The organism is Lactococcus hircilactis (genome assembly GCF_009601015.1).
GTDB lineage: Bacteria > Bacillota > Bacilli > Lactobacillales > Streptococcaceae > Lactococcus > Lactococcus hircilactis.
The window spans coordinates 103,761-124,631 of the sequence record NZ_WITJ01000002.1 but is presented as its reverse complement, the minus strand read 5'-3'; the positions used below and the strand labels follow the sequence as shown (position 1 = coordinate 124,631).

At 38.5% G+C, this 20,871-nt stretch carries 23 protein-coding genes; 17 read left to right on the top strand and 6 right to left on the bottom strand.

Annotated features, from left to right (window positions below; all coding sequences use genetic code 11):
• Positions 1 to 37: 37 nt before the first annotated feature.
• From GHI93_RS01680 to GHI93_RS01670, 3 genes are all read right to left on the bottom strand, one after another.
• Complete coding sequence (locus GHI93_RS01680) at positions 38 to 1,402, bottom strand: amino acid permease (protein WP_170272362.1); 1,365 nt, start codon at positions 1,400 to 1,402, stop codon at positions 38 to 40.
• Positions 1,403 to 1,498: 96 nt separating this feature from the next.
• Entirely contained in the window at positions 1,499 to 2,854 is a 1,356-nt protein-coding gene (locus GHI93_RS01675; RefSeq protein ID WP_153495001.1) for an amino acid permease, read from the bottom strand.
• 45 nt (positions 2,855 to 2,899) lie between these two features.
• Positions 2,900 to 4,279 (bottom strand): amino acid permease, encoded by a 1,380-nt coding sequence (locus GHI93_RS01670; RefSeq protein ID WP_153494999.1) that lies wholly within the window; start codon positions 4,277 to 4,279, stop codon positions 2,900 to 2,902.
• Positions 4,280 to 4,425: 146 nt separating this feature from the next.
• Between GHI93_RS01670 and GHI93_RS01665 the strand changes: the two genes are divergently transcribed.
• Together GHI93_RS01665 and GHI93_RS01660 are read left to right on the top strand one after the other, a co-directional pair.
• Positions 4,426 to 4,800: a YlbF/YmcA family competence regulator gene (locus GHI93_RS01665; protein ID WP_153494997.1), complete on the top strand. Its 375-nt coding sequence runs from the start codon at positions 4,426 to 4,428 to the stop codon at positions 4,798 to 4,800.
• Positions 4,793 to 5,122: a YlbG family protein gene (locus GHI93_RS01660; protein WP_415579443.1), complete on the top strand. Its 330-nt coding sequence runs from the start codon at positions 4,793 to 4,795 to the stop codon at positions 5,120 to 5,122. Before GHI93_RS01665 ends, GHI93_RS01660 begins: the two co-directional genes overlap by 8 nt.
• Before the next feature lie 8 nt (positions 5,123 to 5,130).
• Here GHI93_RS01660 and GHI93_RS01655 read toward each other — a convergent pair whose 3' ends face one another.
• Positions 5,131 to 5,649 (bottom strand): dithiol-disulfide isomerase, encoded by a 519-nt coding sequence (locus GHI93_RS01655; protein ID WP_153494995.1) that lies wholly within the window; start codon positions 5,647 to 5,649, stop codon positions 5,131 to 5,133.
• A 140-nt stretch (positions 5,650 to 5,789) separates the two neighbouring features.
• Entirely contained in the window at positions 5,790 to 6,383 is a 594-nt protein-coding gene (locus GHI93_RS01650; protein WP_153494993.1) for a CYTH domain-containing protein, read from the bottom strand.
• A 179-nt stretch (positions 6,384 to 6,562) separates the two neighbouring features.
• On the opposite strand from GHI93_RS01650, the gene GHI93_RS01645 reads away from it, so the two are divergent.
• The 3 genes from GHI93_RS01645 to GHI93_RS01635 are packed head-to-tail and all read left to right on the top strand — an operon-like array spanning position 6,563 to position 8,979.
• Positions 6,563 to 7,225, top strand: coding sequence for a GTP pyrophosphokinase (locus GHI93_RS01645; RefSeq protein WP_170272361.1), 663 nt, complete (start codon positions 6,563 to 6,565; stop codon positions 7,223 to 7,225).
• Entirely contained in the window at positions 7,212 to 8,024 is an 813-nt protein-coding gene (locus tag GHI93_RS01640; protein WP_153494990.1) for an NAD kinase, read from the top strand. Before GHI93_RS01645 ends, GHI93_RS01640 begins: the two co-directional genes overlap by 14 nt.
• Before the next feature lies 1 nt (position 8,025).
• Positions 8,026 to 8,979, top strand: coding sequence for an RluA family pseudouridine synthase (locus tag GHI93_RS01635; protein WP_343030295.1), 954 nt, complete (start codon positions 8,026 to 8,028; stop codon positions 8,977 to 8,979).
• 34 nt (positions 8,980 to 9,013) lie between these two features.
• Here the strand turns inward: GHI93_RS01635 and GHI93_RS01630 are convergent, their stop codons facing one another.
• The gene (locus GHI93_RS01630) at positions 9,014 to 9,823 is read right to left on the bottom strand and encodes a peptidylprolyl isomerase (protein ID WP_153494986.1); all 810 of its coding nucleotides are present in this window, start codon (positions 9,821 to 9,823) and stop codon (positions 9,014 to 9,016) included.
• 368 nt (positions 9,824 to 10,191) lie between these two features.
• Between GHI93_RS01630 and GHI93_RS01625 the strand changes: the two genes are divergently transcribed.
• The 12 genes from GHI93_RS01625 (at position 10,192) to GHI93_RS01575 (ending at position 20,847) form a co-directional block, all read left to right on the top strand.
• A complete protein-coding gene (locus GHI93_RS01625) occupies positions 10,192 to 10,830 on the top strand; it encodes an amino acid ABC transporter permease (protein ID WP_153494984.1) in 639 nt (212 codons plus the stop codon).
• A gap of 10 nt (positions 10,831 to 10,840) precedes the next feature.
• On the top strand, positions 10,841 to 11,479 hold the full coding sequence (locus GHI93_RS01620; RefSeq protein ID WP_153494982.1) for an amino acid ABC transporter ATP-binding protein: 639 nt from the start codon (positions 10,841 to 10,843) through the stop codon (positions 11,477 to 11,479).
• A 16-nt stretch (positions 11,480 to 11,495) separates the two neighbouring features.
• Positions 11,496 to 12,320: an amino acid ABC transporter substrate-binding protein gene (locus GHI93_RS01615; protein WP_153494980.1), complete on the top strand. Its 825-nt coding sequence runs from the start codon at positions 11,496 to 11,498 to the stop codon at positions 12,318 to 12,320.
• Between the two features lie 17 nt (positions 12,321 to 12,337).
• Positions 12,338 to 13,093: a histidine racemase CntK family protein gene (locus GHI93_RS01610; protein ID WP_153494978.1), complete on the top strand. Its 756-nt coding sequence runs from the start codon at positions 12,338 to 12,340 to the stop codon at positions 13,091 to 13,093.
• Between the two features lie 111 nt (positions 13,094 to 13,204).
• Entirely contained in the window at positions 13,205 to 14,644 is a 1,440-nt protein-coding gene (locus GHI93_RS01605; protein ID WP_153494976.1) for an amino acid permease, read from the top strand.
• A gap of 71 nt (positions 14,645 to 14,715) precedes the next feature.
• On the top strand, positions 14,716 to 15,402 hold the full coding sequence (locus GHI93_RS01600; protein ID WP_153494974.1) for an NADPH-dependent FMN reductase: 687 nt from the start codon (positions 14,716 to 14,718) through the stop codon (positions 15,400 to 15,402).
• Between the two features lie 12 nt (positions 15,403 to 15,414).
• Positions 15,415 to 16,383, top strand: a complete 969-nt coding sequence (locus GHI93_RS01595; protein WP_153494973.1) for an FAD:protein FMN transferase — start codon at positions 15,415 to 15,417, stop codon at positions 16,381 to 16,383.
• Positions 16,384 to 16,559: 176 nt separating this feature from the next.
• Positions 16,560 to 16,985, top strand: coding sequence for a 50S ribosomal protein L11 (rplK, locus tag GHI93_RS01590; RefSeq protein ID WP_343030294.1), 426 nt, complete (start codon positions 16,560 to 16,562; stop codon positions 16,983 to 16,985).
• An 83-nt stretch (positions 16,986 to 17,068) separates the two neighbouring features.
• Complete coding sequence (locus GHI93_RS13140; protein WP_281347470.1) at positions 17,069 to 17,191, top strand: hypothetical protein; 123 nt, start codon at positions 17,069 to 17,071, stop codon at positions 17,189 to 17,191.
• A complete protein-coding gene (gene rplA / locus GHI93_RS01585) occupies positions 17,184 to 17,873 on the top strand; it encodes a 50S ribosomal protein L1 (RefSeq protein ID WP_153494971.1) in 690 nt (229 codons plus the stop codon). The genes GHI93_RS13140 and rplA overlap by 8 nt, the downstream gene beginning before the upstream one ends.
• 200 nt (positions 17,874 to 18,073) lie before the next feature.
• Positions 18,074 to 19,408, top strand: a complete 1,335-nt coding sequence (locus GHI93_RS01580; protein WP_153494970.1) for an aspartate aminotransferase family protein — start codon at positions 18,074 to 18,076, stop codon at positions 19,406 to 19,408.
• A gap of 23 nt (positions 19,409 to 19,431) precedes the next feature.
• Entirely contained in the window at positions 19,432 to 20,847 is a 1,416-nt protein-coding gene (locus tag GHI93_RS01575) for an APC family permease (protein WP_153494968.1), read from the top strand.
• The last annotated feature ends 24 nt before the right edge of the window (positions 20,848 to 20,871 follow it).

The following is a 20,871-nucleotide window of genomic DNA, read 5'->3' as shown; positions in this document are numbered from 1 at the left end:
ATAAAAAAATTGAAAGCATTTCTTTCAATTTTTTTATTTACTGATTCGCTTTTTTACTTGGTCTTAGTTTTGAAATGAGACCAAATACAACAATCCAAATGAACGAACCAATTGCAGGAACGAGTGTTTCATTGAAGAAGAACAAAGAGACAAAAATCAAACCAAAACCAAGAATTGTGATTGGTACGAGGAATTTTGCAAAGGGAGTAACAAATCCTTTGGGATCAAAATCATTTGATTTTCTAAATTTAAGATAAGCAATAAGGGATAAAATATAAACAATTAAAAAGAGATTGGTTGCCACGCTGGTAATGAAAACAAAGCCGTTAGACACGCTTGGAATCATCGAAATGAATGGTGTAACAAAGACCAAACAAGAAGTAAAAATCAAAGCACGTGCAGGAATCCCATTTTTTGAGAGTTTTGTGAACGGTTTTAAGATGCGGTCGCCATTAAGTTTTGAGAGGGCAAATAAATTTCTTGTGGTTGAAAACAAAGCGGAGTTTAAGGCACTAGCAGCAGAAGTCAACACGACAAAATTGATTAAAGCAGCAGCCCATTTGACCCCAATCAACTCAAAAATCATTACAAACGGAGATTGATTTGCTGGGATGTCTTGCCAACGATAAATGCACATGATGGCAACTAAAGCCCCCACATAAAACAAAATGATCCGAATCGGAATTTGATTGATGGCTTTTTTCAAAGTGGGACGAGGATTTTCTGTCTCAGCCGCAGTCATTCCAATGAACTCCATTGCAACAAATGCAAACATCACCATTTGAAAACTTTCAAAGAATTTGGAAATGCCATTTGGGAAAAAATGGAAATTCTGCGTGATGTTTTGAAATCCAACAGCATCGGATCCTGATTTGAAGTGTGTGAGCATCAAAATAATTGCAGTTAAAATCATTCCAACGATCGCGACAATTTTAATCATCCCAAACCAAAACTCGGTCTCTCCAAAAAAACGAGCATTTAAAGTATTCAATCCTGTTAATAATCCTAAAACAATAATTTCAGAGAGCCAGATTGGAAATTGAGGAAGCCAAAAATGAATATAAGCACCAATCGCTGTTAATTCTGCCATCGCCATAAAGACCACTACGAGCCAATAAGTCCAAGAAATAAAATAACCTGTTTTTTCTCCAATGTATCGCGTGACAAAATTCAAAAAAGAATGTTGCTCAGGATCTGTAAAAAGCATTTCTCCAATCGTGCGCAACAGAATAAACATCAATGCACCAATGATGATATAGACCAATAAAATGGATGGCCCAGTTAAACTGATCGATTTTCCTGCACCTAAAAAGAGTCCCGTTCCGATAGTTCCCGCAATAGCGATAAGTTGAATGTGTCGATTTTTAAGTCCACGTCGGGTGGTAGTTTCATTATTTTTCATATTAAATACCATTATACAACATTTTTACAAAAAGAAAAGAAAGAAAGTGAAAAAGTTTGAAAAAATACTAATTTTATATAAAATTAAAAACCTTTTTCAAGGTTTTTGCGTTCTAAATTTTGAAACTAAACCAAATCCAATAATCCAAATAACAGAACCGATCGCAGGAATCAGTGTTTCTTTAAAGAAAAATAAGGAAAAGAAGATCAAACCAAAAGCGACGATCGTTAAGGGAACCAATCCTTTTGCAAAAGGAGTTACAAATCCTTTGGGATCAAAATCACTCGTTTTTCTAAAATTAAGATAAGCCACTAAACTCAGGATATACACGATGATGAATAAATTAGTCGCCACTGAGGTGATGAATACAAATGCATTTGAGACACCAGGAAGCACAGAGATCAAAGGAGTAAAAAGCACGAGAAAGGAGGTAAATAACAAGGCAGTTAGTGGAATTCCATTTTTTGAAAGTTTTGTAAATGGTTTTAAGATATGATCGCCATTAAGTTTTGAGAGGGCATATAAATTCCTTGTCGTTGAAAACAAAGCAGAGTTTAAGGCACTGGCTGCAGAAGTCAACACGACAAAATTCACAAGTGCAGCAGCCCATTTGATCCCAATCAACTCAAAAATCATCACAAATGGAGAGTGATTTGCTGGGATATCTTGCCACCGATAGATAGACATGATTGCAATTAATGCGCCCACATAAAACAAAATGATCCGAATCGGAATTTGATTGATGGCTTTTTTCAATGTGGGACGAGGATTTTCCGTCTCAGCTGCTGTCATTCCAATGAATTCCATTGCAACAAAAGCAAACATTACCATTTGAAAACTTTCAAAGAATTTTGGTAACCCGTGTGGGAAGAAATGAAATCCTTGCGTGATATTTGAAAGTCCTACACTGACATGCTCAGATTTAAACCCTGAAAATCCTAAAATGATGGCGGTCATGATCATACCAACTAAAGCAACGATTTTGATCATGCCAAACCAAAACTCGGTTTCTCCAAAAAATTTTGCATTGAGTGAATTAAGTCCGACAAGTAAGACCAAAAAGATGATTTCAGATAACCAAACGGGGAATTGAGGAAGCCAAAAACTCACATAAGATCCCACAGCTGTCAGCTCTGCCATTGCAAAAAAGACGACCACAAGCCAATAGGACCACGTGATAAAATACCCCGCTTTTTCGCTGATATACTTGGCCACAAAATTGAGAAATGAGGTTTGTGAAGGATCTGTATAAAGCATTTCTCCAATGGTGCGCAATAAAATAAACATTAAAGCACCAATAATCAAATAAACCAAAATAATCGAAGGTCCAGTCAAGCTGATTGATTTACCCGCACCCAAGAATAGACCTGTTCCAATGGTTCCTGAGATAGCAATCAGTTGGATATGGCGATTTTTAAGTCCTCTTTGGACTTTATTTTCATTGTTTTCCATGAACGTTCCTTTCGCTCTTTTTAGCAGTAATGAGAAAGAGCATCATTAAATTTTTCTTGTCCGTGAGTAAATCCCAAAAACAATCGTCCAAACCAGTGCTCCCAGTGCAGGAAATAGTGTGTCAGTGTGGAAAAACAAGCTGAGAAAGACCGCACAGAAAATGAAAAGAACAAACGGAACTGTGATTTTTGCACGTGGCGTTAAAAATCCTTCGGGATTAAAATCATTTGATTTTCGGTATTTGTAAAAAGTGTAAAGATGGACGAAATAAACAATCAAAAAGAGATTTGTCGTACATGAAGCAGCAAAATCAAACGCATTTTGGATTTGAGGAATTAAAGTCAAAATCGGAGCAAAAATAGAAAGTCCTGCAACGAGATAAAGTGCATTTAATGGAATGCCGTTTCTTGAAAGTTTTGTGAGTCCTGTTAATTTTCCACGATCATGCTGACGGGCAAGAGAGTACATATTTCTAGTGGCTGAAAAAAGAGAACTATTCAATGCGGATGCTGCAGAAGTCAGAACGACAAAATTGATTAAAGCAGCGGCCCACTTGATTCCAATCAACTCAAAAACCATGACGAAAGGCGATTTATCTGCTGGAATGTGTGTCCAGGTAAAGATGGTCATGATGGCAAGTAACGCACCAACATAAAAAATTAAAATTCGTACTGGAATTTGATTGATGGCTTTTGGAATCGTAGTTTTAGGATCTTCTGTTTCAGCTGCAGTCATTCCGATAAATTCCATTGACGTAAAAGCAAACATGACCATTTGAAGTGCGCTGACCCAATTCATCACGCCTTTAGGAAAGAAAGAAAAATTGTGAGTGATGTTTGAAATACTGACCGCACCTTTGAAAGATTGTCCTTGAATCACAGAAGCATAGCTAAAATGGCCAAATAATAAGAAAATTGCGGTACCAATCATTCCAAGAATCGCAGCCACTTTAATAATGGCAAACCAAAATTCCGTTTCACCAAAAAAGCGCGCATTGAGTGTATTAAGTCCAAAAAGGAGGACGAGTGCGACCACTTCAATGAGCCAAAGCGGCACATGAGGAAGCCAAAATTGCACATAAGTTCCAATTGCAGTTAATTCTGAAATACATACAAACACAAGAACAAGCCAATACGTCCATTGCACAAAATATCCTGCACGTTGTCCGACGTATTTTGTTGTGAAATTTAAAAAACTGTGTTGAGAGGAGTCGTTATAAAGGAGCTCGCCAATAGTACGTAAGAAGATAAACATGGCGATGCCGATAACGATGTAGGAAAACACAATGGATGGACCAGTCATTTCAATCGTTTTTCCTGCACCTAAAAATAAACCTGTCCCAATGGTTCCTGCGATTGCGATGAGTTGAATGTGTCGGTTTTTAAGCCCTAATTTTTGGGGGTGCGCCACGTTTTCTTTTTCCATTTTTGGTCTCCTTAACCCTTATAAAAAATAACAATAGTAAATTTTCTGTATAATTAGAAATATGTGGTCTATTTTATAATTTTTTTCATAAGTATGCAAGGATAAACTCAATTGTTAAACGATTTACTTTTTGATATAATGAATTTATGTTAATCATTGATGAAAAATTATTGGAAATAGATGATTTAATTGATGAAGTTGTGAATGAATTCATGAAAAAAGACGAAGTAGCGACGTACTTAAAAGCAAAAAAAACATTTTTGTCAGATGATACACTGCAAAAAAAAATTGCTGTCAGTACTGACAATAAAGCATATCTTGCCTATCGTCCAGAACTCAAACAGCTTCAAAAAGAAATCATGACCAATAGCAAAGTTTATGCGTTGAAACTCGCTGAAAATGATGTGCAAGAAATTCTGTCAGCACTGACAAAAAAAATTGCACAAAGTATTTCAACGACAATCTCTATTGATGAAAATTTACCACTGAAAGGAGGAGGTCATCACGCCAGACATCATTGAATCCAGTGTTCCACTTCAAAAACAAGAGATTCGTTCATTAGAAATTTCAGGACGTGTGCCACTTTATGTTTATTGTTCCTCATACAAAGGAACACGACAATTGAGTCGCTACGGTGATACAGGATATGTCAGTACTAAGTTACATTTTACCCTGATTTATGTGAATGAATCTGAAGCGGATGAAAAAATCGAACAAATTCAAGCATTGAAATTTGTAAAAAAAGTTGAGCGAGGACATCTTAAAGAGCTGAATCAAAACTTTTCAGAAGCTTTTTTAAAAACAAATCTTGAAATCAAAGCAGAAATGGACGCACAAAAATAAAAAAACCGTTAGGCGGTTTTTTTATTTTCGTTTAAAAATTGTTTGAAGTGATGGAAATCACAACTTTCAAGATGGAATTCTTCTTGATCGGTCAAAATAATGCTTGCAGGAGTGGTGAGAAATTTTTGGTTATAAAAGTCATGCAGTGATTTTGACAATTCTTGCTTTCCAAAATTTCTAAACACTTTAAAATCTGTCGCAGAAAGTCCAATGTCGTGAAGGATTTGATTTCTCATTTGATGATTGTAGGTGAGGATATCTTTTGCTTGGAGGTTGTCTTGAAGTTTTAAGATAAACTTGCGGCCGTATTTTCTTCCGTGTAAATTGATGATGAGAAAATCCAGTGCAATTTTTTCGAGACGATCAAAACAAGCATTCAAATGATGAACGGTTTTAGGGAAATTTTCCTGATCGCGCAACGCTTTAGCCGCATTGATATTTACAACAGGATGAAGATACCAATCGTTTTGATCAAACGCTTCTAATGGCGTGAGCAAGGGGGTAAAATAGAGGTGAATCTCTAACATAAATCATTCACTCGACTTTCTAATAATTATCACAAGAACTATCGTATCAAATTGCAAGACGTTTCGCTAACCATATACACACTGGAATGAAAAAATCTTAAAAAATTCTCATGATCAGTGCTTTAAAACGTGCGCACGCTTTATTTTTTTAAATGACGCAGGCAATCTAAAAAACGAACGACTTTTGATTTTGAAAAACGATATTCGACCTGATTTTTTTCTAAAAATTCAAAAAAATCTTTTTTTCCTTGATCATTATCATCCACTTCAAGTTCCAATTCAAAGTCAGTATGTCCTAAATAATCGTTTTTATCCAAAGCACACAGTCCAATTGGAAGTTGTTGCTCGTAGCGAATGGTCGTCAAACTTCCAATCACAGTGATTTCTTCAAGATCAATCTCGCGCTCAACTAACAAACAAAAAATTTCTTCTAAATCCGTTTGACCACACGTCATTTTGCGCTCGCCAAGTAAATATTGTGCTTCATTTAACGTCAATGCGATATTATGCTCAATATTTCCTACTTCCTGAGGGACTTTGAGGGTCATTTCGGCATCTCGATCAAATGTGCGAATCCGAAGTGCCAACTTTTTTCGTCGCAACTTAAAATCTGGGGTGTCTAAATAATGATTGGTTTGTCTGATGGGGGTAATGTGTGAGAATAAGCGCTTTAGTTGGTCATATTCGGCTAAACTTAAAAGCGATTTATACTCAATCTCCAAATTAGTACTCATGAATGTTACGAAATGATTTCTTTTATTTTCTAAATTTTAGTAAAAAGAAAACATCTTTCCTTTCAGATATGGTAAAATTATACTAGAAGGTATTTTGGATGATTCAAAATACATTATAAATTAAGTCTATTGTATCAAAAAAAAGGAAGAAATGGCAACTTGCTATTTTAGGAATGCTTATGAGTTTTAATTGGGAAGAATTTTTAGACCCTTATGTCCAAACGGTGGGGGAGTTAAAAATAAAATTTCGTGGTGTCAGAAAACAATATTTAAAAAAAGGAGCGTATTCTCCGATTGAGTTTGTGACAGGACGGGTCAAACGTCGAGATTCGATTTTGAAAAAAGCACGAAAACGTGGATATACGCGCGATACGATTTCTGAAATGGAAGACATTGCAGGTGTTCGTGTGATGGTTCAATTTGTGGAAGATATTTGGGAAGTGCTTGAATTATTGCGCAAACGAAGTGATTTTAAAATCATCGAAGAACGCGATTATATCAATAATCAAAAAGTTTCAGGTTATCGTTCTTATCATGTGGTCATTCAATATCCAATTGATACGATTGATGGGTTTAGAGTGATCAATGCGGAGATCCAAATCAGGACGTTAGCGATGAATTTTTGGGCGACGATTGAACACAGTTTGAATTACAAATATGGGGGAGTGATTCCCTCAGCAGTTAAAGAAAGACTGACCAACGCGGCGCGTGAGGCAGCTTCTTTGGATGCTGAAATGTCTTTGATCCGTGGAGAGATTCAAGAAGCACAGCTTTTGTTTGATGGATTGCAAGCACGTGCAGATTTAAAAAAGGAACACGGAGAAGATAATGAACTTTGGTAAAAAAATTTGGGTGATTGGAAATTCAAGTGAAAAGTCCCAAAAAACAGTGACTGCACTTAAAAAATTACTCAAAGTAGAGCATTTTATTTTTGATGATATTAATCCTGAGATTGTTGTTTCTGTGGGAGGAGATGGGACATTGTTACGTGCGATGCACATGTATGAGTCCCAGCTGGATCGCGTGCGTTTTTTGGGCGTGCATACAGGACATTTAGGATTTTATACGGATTTTACAGATCATGAGTTGTTTGAGGTCGTTCAAGCGCTAAAAAATGAAAATTTTCGTGAGGCTGTTCATTATCCTTTGGTAAAAGTTAAAGTGAGCTTTGATGATGGGTATCAGATTGTGCGTCATGTGCTCAATGAATCAACGATTCGACGGGCCAGTAAAACGATGCTTGGGGATGTTCAGATTTCAGGAGAGTTGTTTGAGCGATTTCGTGGAGACGGGTTATCCATTTCAACACCGACTGGATCAACAGCTTATAATAAATCCATTGGTGGTGCGGTGATGCATCCGCGTGTTGAAGCGATGCAGATTGCAGAGATTGCGAGTTTGAATAATCGCGTGTATCGCACGCTTGGCTCACCGATGATTGTTGCAAAAAAAGACACGATTACTGTGATTCCCGCTGCAGAAGATGATTATAGTCTCACTTTTGATCAGTTGAGTTTTGAATACAAAAATATCAAAACCATTGAATATAGTATGGATGGGGCAACGATTGCTTTTGCAAACTGTGCGCATACTCCGTTTTGGGAACGGGTGAAAACTTCATTTATTGGCGAGGTTGAGTGAGGTGCAATTTTCTTTTACCAATGAAATTAATCAGAGCATGGTCAAAAACTTGCTCAAACGTCATGGCGTGTCAAAGCGTCTTTTGTCCAATATCAAATTTGATGGCGGAAAAATTTTAGTCAATGCACATGAAGAAAATGCAATTTTTCGATTGCGTGTGGGAGATGTCGTGACGATTTTAGTCCCAGATGAACCAGACAATGAATGTTTAGTCCCAGAAGATCTTGCGCTTGAAGTTTTGTTTGAAGATGAGCATTATTTGGTGGTGAATAAACCTGCGGGAGTGCCGTCGATTACGGGAGTAAATCATCCAAAAGGAGCGATGTCAAATGCTGTCAAAGGGTACATCGCACGTCAAGGCTATAAAAATCAAGCCGTGCACATTATTACACGACTGGATCGCTCAACGAGTGGCGTGATGTTTTTTGCCAAACATCGCTATGCCCATGCGCTGATGAATATGAATTCAAACTATCGCAAGTCCTTACAAAAACGTTATTTCGCCATTGTGGATGCAAATTCAAAGCTGTCAGTACTGACAGAAATGGAAAAGGCTGCTGTCAGTGAACAGTTACGCGATTGTGGTCAAAAACTTCCGCAAACTGGAAGCATTCAACTTCCGATTGGCCGATTAGATGGCTCAATCATTCAACGTCAAGTCAGATTTGATGCGGGAAGTAAGCAGGCACACACGAGTTATGAAATCGTAAAAGAAAAAAACGGACTGCAACTGTTGGATATTCAACTTCATACAGGACGCACGCATCAGATTCGTGTGCATTTTTCGCATTTGGGATTTCCGCTGATTGGGGATGATTTATACGGTGGGAATCATGAATTATTGACACGGCAGGCACTTCACTGTCACCACTTACAATTTTTGCATCCTTTTACGGATCAATGCATTGATATTGAATTACCGCTGCCTTCTGATATGAAAAAAATACTCTCATAAAAAAATTCTGTCAGTACTGACAGAATTTTTTTCTTTAGAATTTCCAATCTTTAATGATTTTAACGCTTGTGATTGTTACAGGGTGGACTGGTTTTGAATTTTCACCACTGCTATTTGTTGTAACCTCGGCCAGCGCTATTTTATCGACAACTGACAGGCCTGAAATGACTTGACCAAAGACAGTATAAGAGCCATCAAGACTTGGATAGCCTCCTTTTTTGTAAGCTTCTTTAATCCGATCAGGTACAGACTTTGAAATTTGACTGCTCAAATCTTGCGTGCTTTGGACGATGAAAAACTGTGAACTACTCGAATTTTCTGCTCCTGTATTTGCAAGAGAAAGTGCCCCACGAATATGATAAAGCTGATTTGAAATCTCGGTAGCAAACGGTTGATTATTAAAAATCGACTGACTCCCTGTTCCGGTATTTGAAGGATCTCCTGTTTGAATCATGAAATTTTTCATGACGCGGAAAAATTCATTGTTCTTATAATAGCCATGTTTTGCTAAAACAAGAAAATTTTGGACTGCATTTGGAGCAAGTTTTGGAAAAAGTTTAATCTTGATCGCTCCAGCTGTGGTATTGAGCTGAACCTCTGCTTCATCACTGGCCACATGGGAATTTAATTGTGGAAGAGGTAAGCTATTGAGCGCTTCAGTTGAATTCTTGACCGCAGGATTGAGCTTATAGTTGCTGGGCATTGATGCGTTTGTTTGAGGAGCGGATGCATTTTTTGGGGATGACGTGGGTTGATTTGCAAAATAAACCAAAGCCCCAACCGCAATGACAAGTACGGCGCCTAAAACAATAAGTAGCATTGAATGTGTTTTTTTCGTTTCCATATAACGATTTTATCATAAAATCACTATTTTATGAATTTATATTTGTTTAACTCTTGCATTTTATTTTACTTTAAGATATAATGAATAAAAATAAAGAAAGGAGAGTCATAAATGTATAATACAAATTTCACTACAGCCCATCATCATGTGCATAGGTAAAAGTTGTGTCATACGTGAGGTATAGATACAGCTTTAGAGTACGCTCAAGTATCTATGCCGGTGATTCTCAAGAGGACCGGTTGTAAAGACAATCGGTCTTTTTCTTACTCGTGCGACTCCCCTTTGCGCGTCAAAAAAGGCATCTGGCAAAGGTTTTTTATATAAAAATAAATATCAGAAAATTCTGTATTATAGAAAAGGAAGAAGATATGACCTACATTATGAGTATTTTGCCACAATTAGCGCAAGGTTTCTTAGTGACATTAAACGTTTTTATCATCACACTCTTAATCTCAATTCCACTGGGCATTATTATTGCGTATTTGATGCGCTTATCTGTTTTAAAATGGATTTTTGCATTTTATGTTTGGGTGATGCGCGGCACACCACTTTTGCTGCAAATCATTACAATTTATTTTGGATTGCCCATGATTGGGATAACGATTAAAAGTGGTTTATTTTCTGTTCTTATCGCATTCGTTTTAAATTATGCGGCTTATTTTGCTGAAATTTTTCGCGGAGGATTAGCTGCGATTCCAAATGGGCAGTATGAAGCAGCACAAGTTTTAAAATTCAGCAAATGGCAAACGACACGATTGATTATTTTACCTCAAGTGGTTAAAATTGTACTCCCAAGTGTGATGAATGAAGTCATTAATCTGGTTAAAGACAGTTCGTTGGTTTATGTGGTTGGAATCATGGATGTGACACTCGCCGCACAAACCGCGATGACAAGGGATGTTACTTTAGTTCCACTTTATATTGCAGGACTTTTTTATCTCGTATTCAACGGTATTTTAACCATTCTTGCAAAACTCACTGAAAAACACTTTAGTGTTTATAAATAAGGAGATAATGATGTTAGAAATAAAAAATTTAACGAAAAAATTTGGAGAGAAAGTGATTTTTGATCAATTCAATCTCACCATTGAAAACAATCAAGTTTTGGCGATTTTGGGTCCGTCTGGTGGGGGAAAAACAACACTTTTGAGAATGCTTGCTGGATTAGAAAAAATAGATCATGCGAGTATTTCCTTTAACGATCAGACGTTTGAAATTGAAAATGACTTTTTTAAAGAAGATCTTTTAGGGTTCGTCTTTCAAGATTTCCAACTCTTTCCGCATAAAACTGTGCTTGAAAACTTAATTTTAAGTCCGATTTACAGTCAAAACATTGCAAAAGAAAAAGCCATTCAAAAAGCTACGAAAATTTTGCAACAATTGGATTTGGTGGGATTTGAAAAAACGTATCCCTATGCGTTGTCTGGTGGTCAAAAACAACGTGTGGCTTTGGCACGAGCGATGATGATTGATCCTGAAATTATTGGGTATGACGAACCGACCAGTGCGTTAGATTCAGAACTTAGAGATCAAGTTGCAGCACTCATTATGGAAAATAAAAAATTTGGAACCACGCAAATCGTGGTCACGCACGATCCTGTTTTTGCAGAAAAAATTGCAGATCAAATTTTAAAAGTTAATCCAAAAACCCTTTAAAAAGAAAGAAGATAACATGAAAAAATTAACTCAAACACTCCTAAGCCTCATGGCACTCGTCTTGCTTGTCACACTTGCAGCGTGTTCAAAGACATCAGCGCCAAAAGACACATGGACACAAGCACAAAAAACAAAAACCATCACGATTGGTTTTGATGATACTTTTGTTCCGATGGGATTTAAAGATAAGGATGGAAAAACCAAAGGATTTGATGTGGATCTTGCAAATGCAGTGTTTAAAGAATATGGCATCAAAGTCAAATGGAAGCCAATCACGTGGTCATTGAAAGAACAAGAACTCAAAGAGGGGAATATTGATCTGATTTGGAATGGCTATTCTAAAACGGCTGCGCGTGAAAAATTGGTCCGCTTTTCAGATGTTTACATGGAAGGAGGCGACGTTCTTCTTACCAAAAAATCAAGTGGGATTACAACAATCGACCAATTAAAGAATAAAAAAGTCGGTGTTCAGTCAGGCTCTTCTCAATATCAAGAATTTAATGATGATCCAAAGAAATTGAAAGACTTTGTTTTTGGTCAGACCATCACGCAATACTCAACCTTCCAACAAGGATTATTAGATGTTCAAAATGGACGGATTGATGCACTTTTGGTGGATTCTGTCTATACAAACTATTATTTAAAACAAGCCAATCAGACCGATGACTTCAATTCAATTCCAGCCAAACTTGAGGATACACCAACAGCTGTTGGTGCGCGCAAGTCAGATAAAGTTTTGATTGAAAAAGTCAATGCTGGGATTAAAAAATTAGTCGCAAATGGTGAATTTGCTAAGATTTCAAAACAATGGTTTGATAAAGACGTCTATCCAACAAAATAAAAAAATGGAGTTTTGGAATGAAAGTGAACGATCAAAACATTTATATTTATCGACCAGCCGGAAATGATACTGCGCTTGTAGAAGGAAGTGATTTTTCTACTGAAAAGCGTCAGAAAATCAATGCTGATCTTCTTAAAACATATCCTAATGTAGAGCAAGTCGGATTTATTTCGACAACAGGACTGCCTCAATTGATGATGGCAGGGGGAGAGTTTTGCGGAAATGCAAGTCGGAGTGCAGCTTATCATTATCTGAAGGGGAAAGATGGAGTGATCGATTTACGGGTGTGTGATGGGACGCGCGTGATTCGAGCTGGAGTCAGTCATGGTGAAGCATTTGCTGAAATTCCACTACGAGATACGCTTGAAAAAACGGTGAAAAAACTCGCATCTGGGGTTTATCAGGTGGATTTACTTGGGATTGAACTTTTTGTGATTGATGGGTGGATGGATGATCCTGCCGCTATTATGGAAAGCGCAAAACTTTGGTTAGAAAAATTGGATCATGCACATGAGGAGTGTCAGGGGATTATTTTTATCAAGGAAAATCAGATTGCACCAGTTATCAAAGTCAAGGCGATTAATACATTGTACTATGAAACGGCGTGTGGTTCAGGTTCTGTTGCGGTGGCATTGGTGGAGTATTTTAAAAAGAAAACACCCGTTCAGTTGAGATTAAAACAACCCTCAGGGCAGTGGATTACTGCACAAGTGGATCAAAACGGAGCTCAAATCAGTGGATTAGTGACGCAATTGAGTTCATTTAAGTACTAAAATTATTTTTTTACGATTGAAATGTGGGTTTGAGCGTCATTTATGATAAAATAGTGAGCGAATCAATGAGTTCGCTCATTTTTGATATTTTAGTGGATTGAGGATGGATTTTTGGACGAAAAAAATCAAGTGAAAAGAAAGTTGAAACAACGCCACATCACGATGATTGCACTTGGTGGGACGATTGGGACAGGGTTATTTTTGACTTCTGGTGCAACGATTAGTCAAGCAGGGCCTTTTGGATCTGTTCTTGCTTATGTGTTCATTGGCATCATGGTTTATTTTGTCATGACAAGTTTGGGAGAGATGGCGACTTATTTTCCGACATCAGGTTCGTTTTCAGATTATGGAAGTCGGTATGTCGATCCTGCATTTGGTTTTGCGCTGGGATGGAATTATTGGCTCAATGGCGCCATTACGATTGCGGTAGATTTGACAACAGCTGGATTGATCACACAATTTTGGTTCCCGCACGTGCATGCGTGGATTTTTTCTGGCGTGGCGACACTTTTGATTTTTGTGATTAATATTTTATCGGTGCGTGCGTTTGGGGAGACAGAATACTGGTTATCAACCATTAAGGTGATTACGATTTTCTTATTTTTAGTGGTTGGGATTGCAATCATTTGGGCGTCATTGACAGGAAAATATGATGCAAATCTGGTAGTGAAAAATTTAACGGTAGGAAATCATGGCTTTGTCGGTGGACTGACTGGCTTTATTGGTGTTTTATTGATTGCAGGTTTTTCTTTTCAAGGAACAGAACTCCTTGGGGTGACTGCTGGAGAATCTGAAAATCCTGAACAAACGATTCCTAAAGCGATGAATTCTATTTTTTGGCGCATTTTATTGTTTTATATCTTCACGATTATTGTGATTGCAGCGGTAATTAATTATAAAGATCCAAGACTTTTGAATCCAAATTCTACTGCGGTGATGAGTCCATTTACGATTGTTTTTAAAAAAATCGGTTTTGCATTTGCGGCATCGGTGATGAATGCAGTGATTTTGACTTCAGTTGTATCCTCTGCGAATTCGGTCATGTATGCTTCTACACGGATTTTGTATGCGTTAGGACAAGATCATGGTGCACCAAAGATGTTTGGACGAACTGCAAAAAACGGCATTCCAGTCCTTGCTTTACTTGCGACTTCTGTGGTTTGCTTTATTACGTTTTTGACAGGGATTTTTGGAACACAGATTTATCTCTTTTTAGTGGATTTGTCATCACTGACAGGTTTTTTGGCTTGGTTGGGAATCTCCATCAGTCATATTCGTTTTCGACGGGCTTATGTTGTGCAAGGAGGAAAAATTGACGCCTTACCTTACAAAGCAAAATGGTTCCCATTTGGTCCACTACTTGCGCTTTTAATGACAGCAGCCATCATGATTAATCTGGATCCTGCTCAACTTTTTTCTGCACAGTGGGGACAAGCTTTAGCAACGTATGCGGCGCTTCCAGTTTTCATTTTGCTCTATTTTGGCTATAAATGGACTCATAATACAAAAATTATTCCGCTTGAGGCCATTGATTTAAGGCGTGAAAAATGAAATCAAATGAAGAGCGAACGCTCTTTTTTTTGTTAAAATAAAATGGAACGTTAAAAAAAGGAAGGTGAAAAATGAATATTGTAGCCATTGTCGGAACAAATGCAGGTTTTTCTTATAATCGAAAATTGCTGTGGGCGATGAAAAAAATGTTTCAAACCTCTGCTCAAATCGAAATTGTTGAACTTTTGAATCTCTCTCTTTTTTGTGAAGATGAGGAAATTCCTGTGGAAATCTCAGCGCTGACAGAAAAAATCACTGCAGCGGATGCACTCATCATCAGTACTCCAGAGTATGACCATGCCATCACAGCAGCATTGAAATCTTTATTGGAGTGGCTTTCTTTTGATCCTTCTCACCCTCTGCTGCAAAAGCCGTGCATGATTGTTGGCGCGTCTTTGGGGAATCTTGGGACAGTGTTTGCGCAAGAAAATCTGCGTCAAATTTTGAATGCGCCAGGACTTGAAGCTCATGTTTTATCGGGACATCAGTTTTTATTAGGGCGTGCAGACCAGTGTTTTACAACTTCTGGAGCACTAAAGGATGAGCACACCATCGCATGGTTGACCCAATGTTTTGAAGCATTTTTAGCGTTTGTGCATTTGCATGATGCTGTCAGTACTGACAACACGTCACCATTACAGCTGGATGATAAAACGAAGTGGTGGATTGAAAATACAGCGACCAATGCAGGGATTCAAGACGATGCCCAAACGGGAAGTACAGAGGATTTAGACGATGGGACGAGTTTATTTGCTTAGAAAAGAGTAGGGATGCAAGAAATTGAAAATGGGATTGGATATCAGGTTTCAAAAACGTATCGTGCGATGGGAACGCGGATTGATTTGACTTTGTTTGGCGTCAAAGAGACGCGCTTTTTGGATGAAGCTTATCAGTTAATTTTAGATTATGAAGCACTTTTTACAGTCAATCGAGCAGACTCAGAGCTGATGAAAATTAATCAGATGGCAGGAATCAAACCCGTTCAAGTTCCTTTGGTGGTGTATCGGTTATGTCAGCGTGCGCTTGCAGAAAGTATGAAAGCAGATGGATTTAATGCACTGATTGGACCTGTGGTAAAATTATGGCACATTGGATTTTCGGATGCTAAACGTCCTGTCAGTACTGACATCGCAAAAAAAAGAGCCTTGATTGATCCACAGGATGTTGTCATTAATGACAGAAATTTAAGCGTCTTTTTGAAGAAAAAAGGAATGGAATTGGATTTAGGTGCGATTGCAAAAGGATTTATCGCAGATAAAATTCAACTTTTTTGGCAAGCAAAAGGACTGGAGTCTGGTATCATTAATTTAGGAGGAAATCTTTTACTCATGGGAAATGCTCCGATTCATGCCGATGGATTGTGGCGCGTGGGGATTCGTAATCCACTTCAAAAAACCACACAATCGATTCTTCAAGTCCTCACTCCAGCACAATCTTTTGTGACATCTGGAATTTCTGAGCGATTTTTAGACGTAGAGGGGAAACGGTATCACCACATTTTAGATAGTCGGACGGGTTATCCACATGAAAATGACATTGCTAGTGTGACTGTTTTGACACCGCGGTCTGTGGATGGAGAAGTTGAGTCCACGCGACTATTTTTTGCTGATGGAAATGGAAATCACACACAAAATCCTGCAATTATTGTCAGAAAAGATTTTACGATTGAGCTTTTGCATCTGGATGAAAAAAGGGTTCACTTAAGCGATGCGCGCTTTTCATTGTTAAAATCAAGCTAAAAATAATCCTAAAAGTGTGCGTGCATCGTTTTGATGGGATAAAAGAAAAAAAGATTGACAAAAACGTGCGAATACTGTAAAATGGATAAGTACGTTTTTAAGCGTATTGGGCGTGGGAGACTTCAAAGAAGTCAACATACCACATCACGTAAAATCTATATAAGGAGAACATTAACGTGGCTAAAAAAGTAGAAAAACTCGTTAAATTGCAAATTCCTGCAGGGAAAGCTACACCAGCTCCTCCAGTTGGTCCAGCTTTGGGTCAAGCAGGTGTCAACATTATGGGATTCACAAAGGAATTCAACGCACGTACTGCTGATCAAGCAGGCATGATTATTCCAGTTGTGATCTCAGTTTATGAAGACAAATCATTCACATTCATCACAAAAACTCCTCCAGCAGCTATTCTTTTGAAAAAAGCAGCAGGCGTTCAAAAGGGTTCAGGAACACCGAACACTGTGAAAGTCGCTTCTGTTACAAAAGCACAAGTCAAAGAAATCGCTGAACTTAAGATGCCAGACTTAAACGCATCATCAGTTGAAACAGCAATGGCTATGATTGAAGGAACTGCAAGATCTATGGGATTCACTGTTACTGATTAAAATTTTGGCGCAAAATGAGAAGATTGAGGAACATTTTTCTAAGATTTTCTTATTAGTATTCGCAAAATTTCGAGGGTGACAAAATGTCAGCTCAGAAAAAATCACACATGCAATCCATTAATGCGTGGAAGGCTGTCAGTACTGACAAGAGTGAGTTACTGACTGAAAACCGATATTACCACAAGGAGAAAAATAGAAATGGCTAAAAAAAGCAAAAATTTGCGTGCAGCTTACGAAAAAGTTGACGCAACGAAACTTTACAGCGTTGAAGAAGCAGTAGCACTTGCTAAAGAAACTTCATTCGCAAAATTTGATGCAACAGTTGAAGTTGCTTACAACCTTAACATCGACGTTAAAAAATCTGATCAACAAATCCGTGGTGCAATGGTCTTGCCAAACGGAACAGGTAAAACAGCGCGCGTTCTCGTTTTTGCACGTGGTGCAAAAGCTGAAGAAGCAACTGCTGCTGGTGCTGATTATGTTGGTGCTGACGAATTCGTTGCAAAAATCAACGGCGGATGGCTTGACTTTGATGTTGTAATCGCAACACCAGATATGATGGCAATCGTAGGTCGTCTTGGACGTGTCCTTGGACCACGTAACTTGATGCCAAATCCTAAGACAGGTACAGTGACGATGGACGTGACGAAAGCTGTTGAAGAATCAAAAGCTGGTAAAGTGAACTATCGTGCCGACAAAGCAGGAAATGTTCTCGTTCCAATCGGAAAAGTTTCATTTGAAACAGAAAAATTGGTTGAAAACTTCAAAGCGTTGAATGCAGTGATTGTTTCTGCTAAACCATCAGCAACAAAAGGAACTTACATCACAAACTTGTCAGTAACGACAACAATGGGTCCTGGTGTTAAAGTGGATTCAGCAAGCTTCTAATTGAAAATGAAAAGAGCTTAGGCTCTTTTTTTATCGAAAAAATGTACCGATTTATTTCTGTCAGTACTGACAGAAAATGAACTAAAAGCGATACGTTGAATGAAATCTCAAAAATTCTCTATAATATGCAGTAATGTTTTGACAATTTCAAAAAAAAATACTAAACTAGAGAAATGAGATTTTATGAAAGGAGTACCGCCATGAACAAAAGTCAAGAAATTTTAGCAGTAGAATCAGAAAGTCTCCCGTCAAGTTCACGGATTAAATATTTTGATATGGTCATTGATCACGGCAAAGGAGCATTGCTGTATGATGTTGACGGGCGCGAATATATTGATTTTTTGGCGAGTGCATCATCAGCGAACACGGGCCATTGTCATCCAAAAGTTGTTGCAGCCATTCAAAAACAAGCAACGCAATTAATTCATTATACACCAGCATATTACGCTAATCCCGTCAATTCCTCATTGCTGACAAGATTAGCCGCCCTAGCACCAGGAGATTTTCCAAAAAAAGTGGCTGTCGGGATTTCAGGATCAGATGCCAATGATGCCATGATCAAATTTTCTCGTGGTTATACGGGACGTTCTTATATCATTTGTTTTACAGGGGCTTATCACGGCTCAACTTACGGCTCGATTACTTTATCCAATGTCAGCCTAAACATGTCAAGAAAAATCGGTCCTCTCTTACCCAATGTCGTCAAAATGCCCTTTCCAGATTCACATAAAATGCTTCCTAATGAAAGTCAAGAAGATTTTGTTGCGCGCATGTGGCAAGCGTTCATGGAACCTTTTGAAACATGGTTGCCAGTAGAAGAAGTCGCAGGCGTTATTATTGAAGGCATCCAAGGGGATGGTGGAATTATAGCCTGCCCCAAAGCTTACATGGAAAAACTCTACGCTTTTACCCGTACTCATGGCATCGTTTTTGCTGTAGATGAAATCAATCAAGGCTTTGGACGTTCTGGAAAAATGTGGGCCATTGACCATTTTGACATCGCACCAGATTTGATGAGTATTGGAAAATCAGTAGCCTCAGGAATGCCCTTTTCAGCACTGATTGGACGCACAGAGATTATGGAGAGTTTGGATGCGCCAGCACACGTGTTTACGACAGCAGGCAATCCCGTTTGTGCAGCAGCAGCACATGCAACACTTGATGTTATTGAAGAAGAAAAGCTCGTTGAGCGCTCTGAACGACTCGGAAAAATCGCCGCACGCTTTTTTGAGCGCATGCAAAAAACGTATGATTTTGTGGGTGACGTCAGAATGTATGGCCTTGATGGTGGCATTGATATTGTCAGTGCTGACAAAACACCAGATGTTGCAGCCACAACAAAAATTATCGCTGAGCTATTCAAATTGGGCGTCATTATGATCAGTTTGCGCGGAAATATTTTGCGCTTTCAACCCCCGCTTGTCATTACTGACGAGCAGCTCAACACAGGTTTATCAAAAGTAGAACAAGCTTTTGAAGCCTATCAGAACAATGAAATCACGTTACCAAAAGATCACCAAAAAATCGGCTGGTAAGAAAAGAAAACGGAGGAAATGAAATGAGCTTTACAAAAAAAGCAAGTTTTGAGACATATAGTCAAAAAGATAAAAAATTAAAACAAACCCTTGGAGTGAGAGACTTCTTGGCACTTGGTGTTGGAACAATCATCTCGACATCCATCTTCACCTTACCTGGAGTTGTGGCTGCAGATTATGCTGGCCCTGCTGTTGTCTTTTCATTTCTCATCGCTGCTGTTGTCGCGGGATTAGTCGCTTTTGCATATGCTGAAATGTCAACAGTCATGCCATTTGCTGGATCGGCCTATTCTTGGATTTCAGTTTTATTTGGAGAAGGTTTTGGGTGGATTGCAGGCTGGGCATTACTTGCAGAGTATTTTATTGCCGTTGCATTTGTCGGCTCCGGATTTTCTGCCACTTTCCAATCACTTTTGGCCCAACTTCACATCACACTTCCATCCGCACTTGCAAATCCAATGGGAACAAAAGGTGGCGTCGTTGATTTGATTTCATTATTAGTCATTGTTGTTTCATCGCTCGTTGTTTGGCGCGGAGCATCTGACGCAGGAAAAGTTGGACAAGTCCTTGTTGTCTTAAAAGTAGTTGCCATTTTAACGTTTATTATTGTAGGATTGACCGTTGTGAAAGGACAAAACTATGTCCCATTCATCCCAGCACATAATCCTAAAACAGGATTTGGCGGATTTTCAGGAATTCTCTCAGGAGTATCCATGATTTTTCTTGCCTACATTGGATTTGACTCGATTGCAGCCAATGCGGCCGAAGCAAAAAATCCCAAACGGACCATGCCAGTAGGGATACTTGGTTCTCTTGTGATTGCGGTTGTCTTGTTTTCAGCAGTCACATTGGTCTTAGTCGGAATGCACCCTTACGCAGAGTACGCAGGGAATGCTGCACCAGTTTCTTGGGCATTAGCACAAGCAGGATTTCGTCAACTTTCCGTTGTCGTATCAGTCGTCGCAGATGCGGGAATGTTTGTTGCTCTTCTTGGGATGATTCTTGCAGGATCACGTTTGCTTTACGCCTTCGGACGTGACGGAATGCTTCCTTCTGCTCTTGGAAAATTAGATCATCGCGGTCTCCCAACGAACGGATTACTTGTCGTTACACTTGTTGCCGTTGTCGTTGGCGCATTCTTTCCTTTTGCTTTTCTTGCTCAGTTGATTTCAGCAGGAACACTGATTGCCTTTATTTTCGTCTCCTTAGGAATGTTCGCACTACGTCCACGTGAAGGAAAAGATCTTCCCGTTGCAACTTATCGGATGCCTTTTTATCCAATTTTACCAGCTTTAGGTGCAATTGGTTCTGTCTTTGTCTTTGAAAAATTAGATGATTTAGCAAAACTATATGCCTCACTTTGGTTCATTTTGGGCATCATCATTTATACACTTTACGGAACAAATCACAGTAAAAAGAAAACCGCAGAAAAAAAATAAAATGAGGTATCTATTGATTACCAT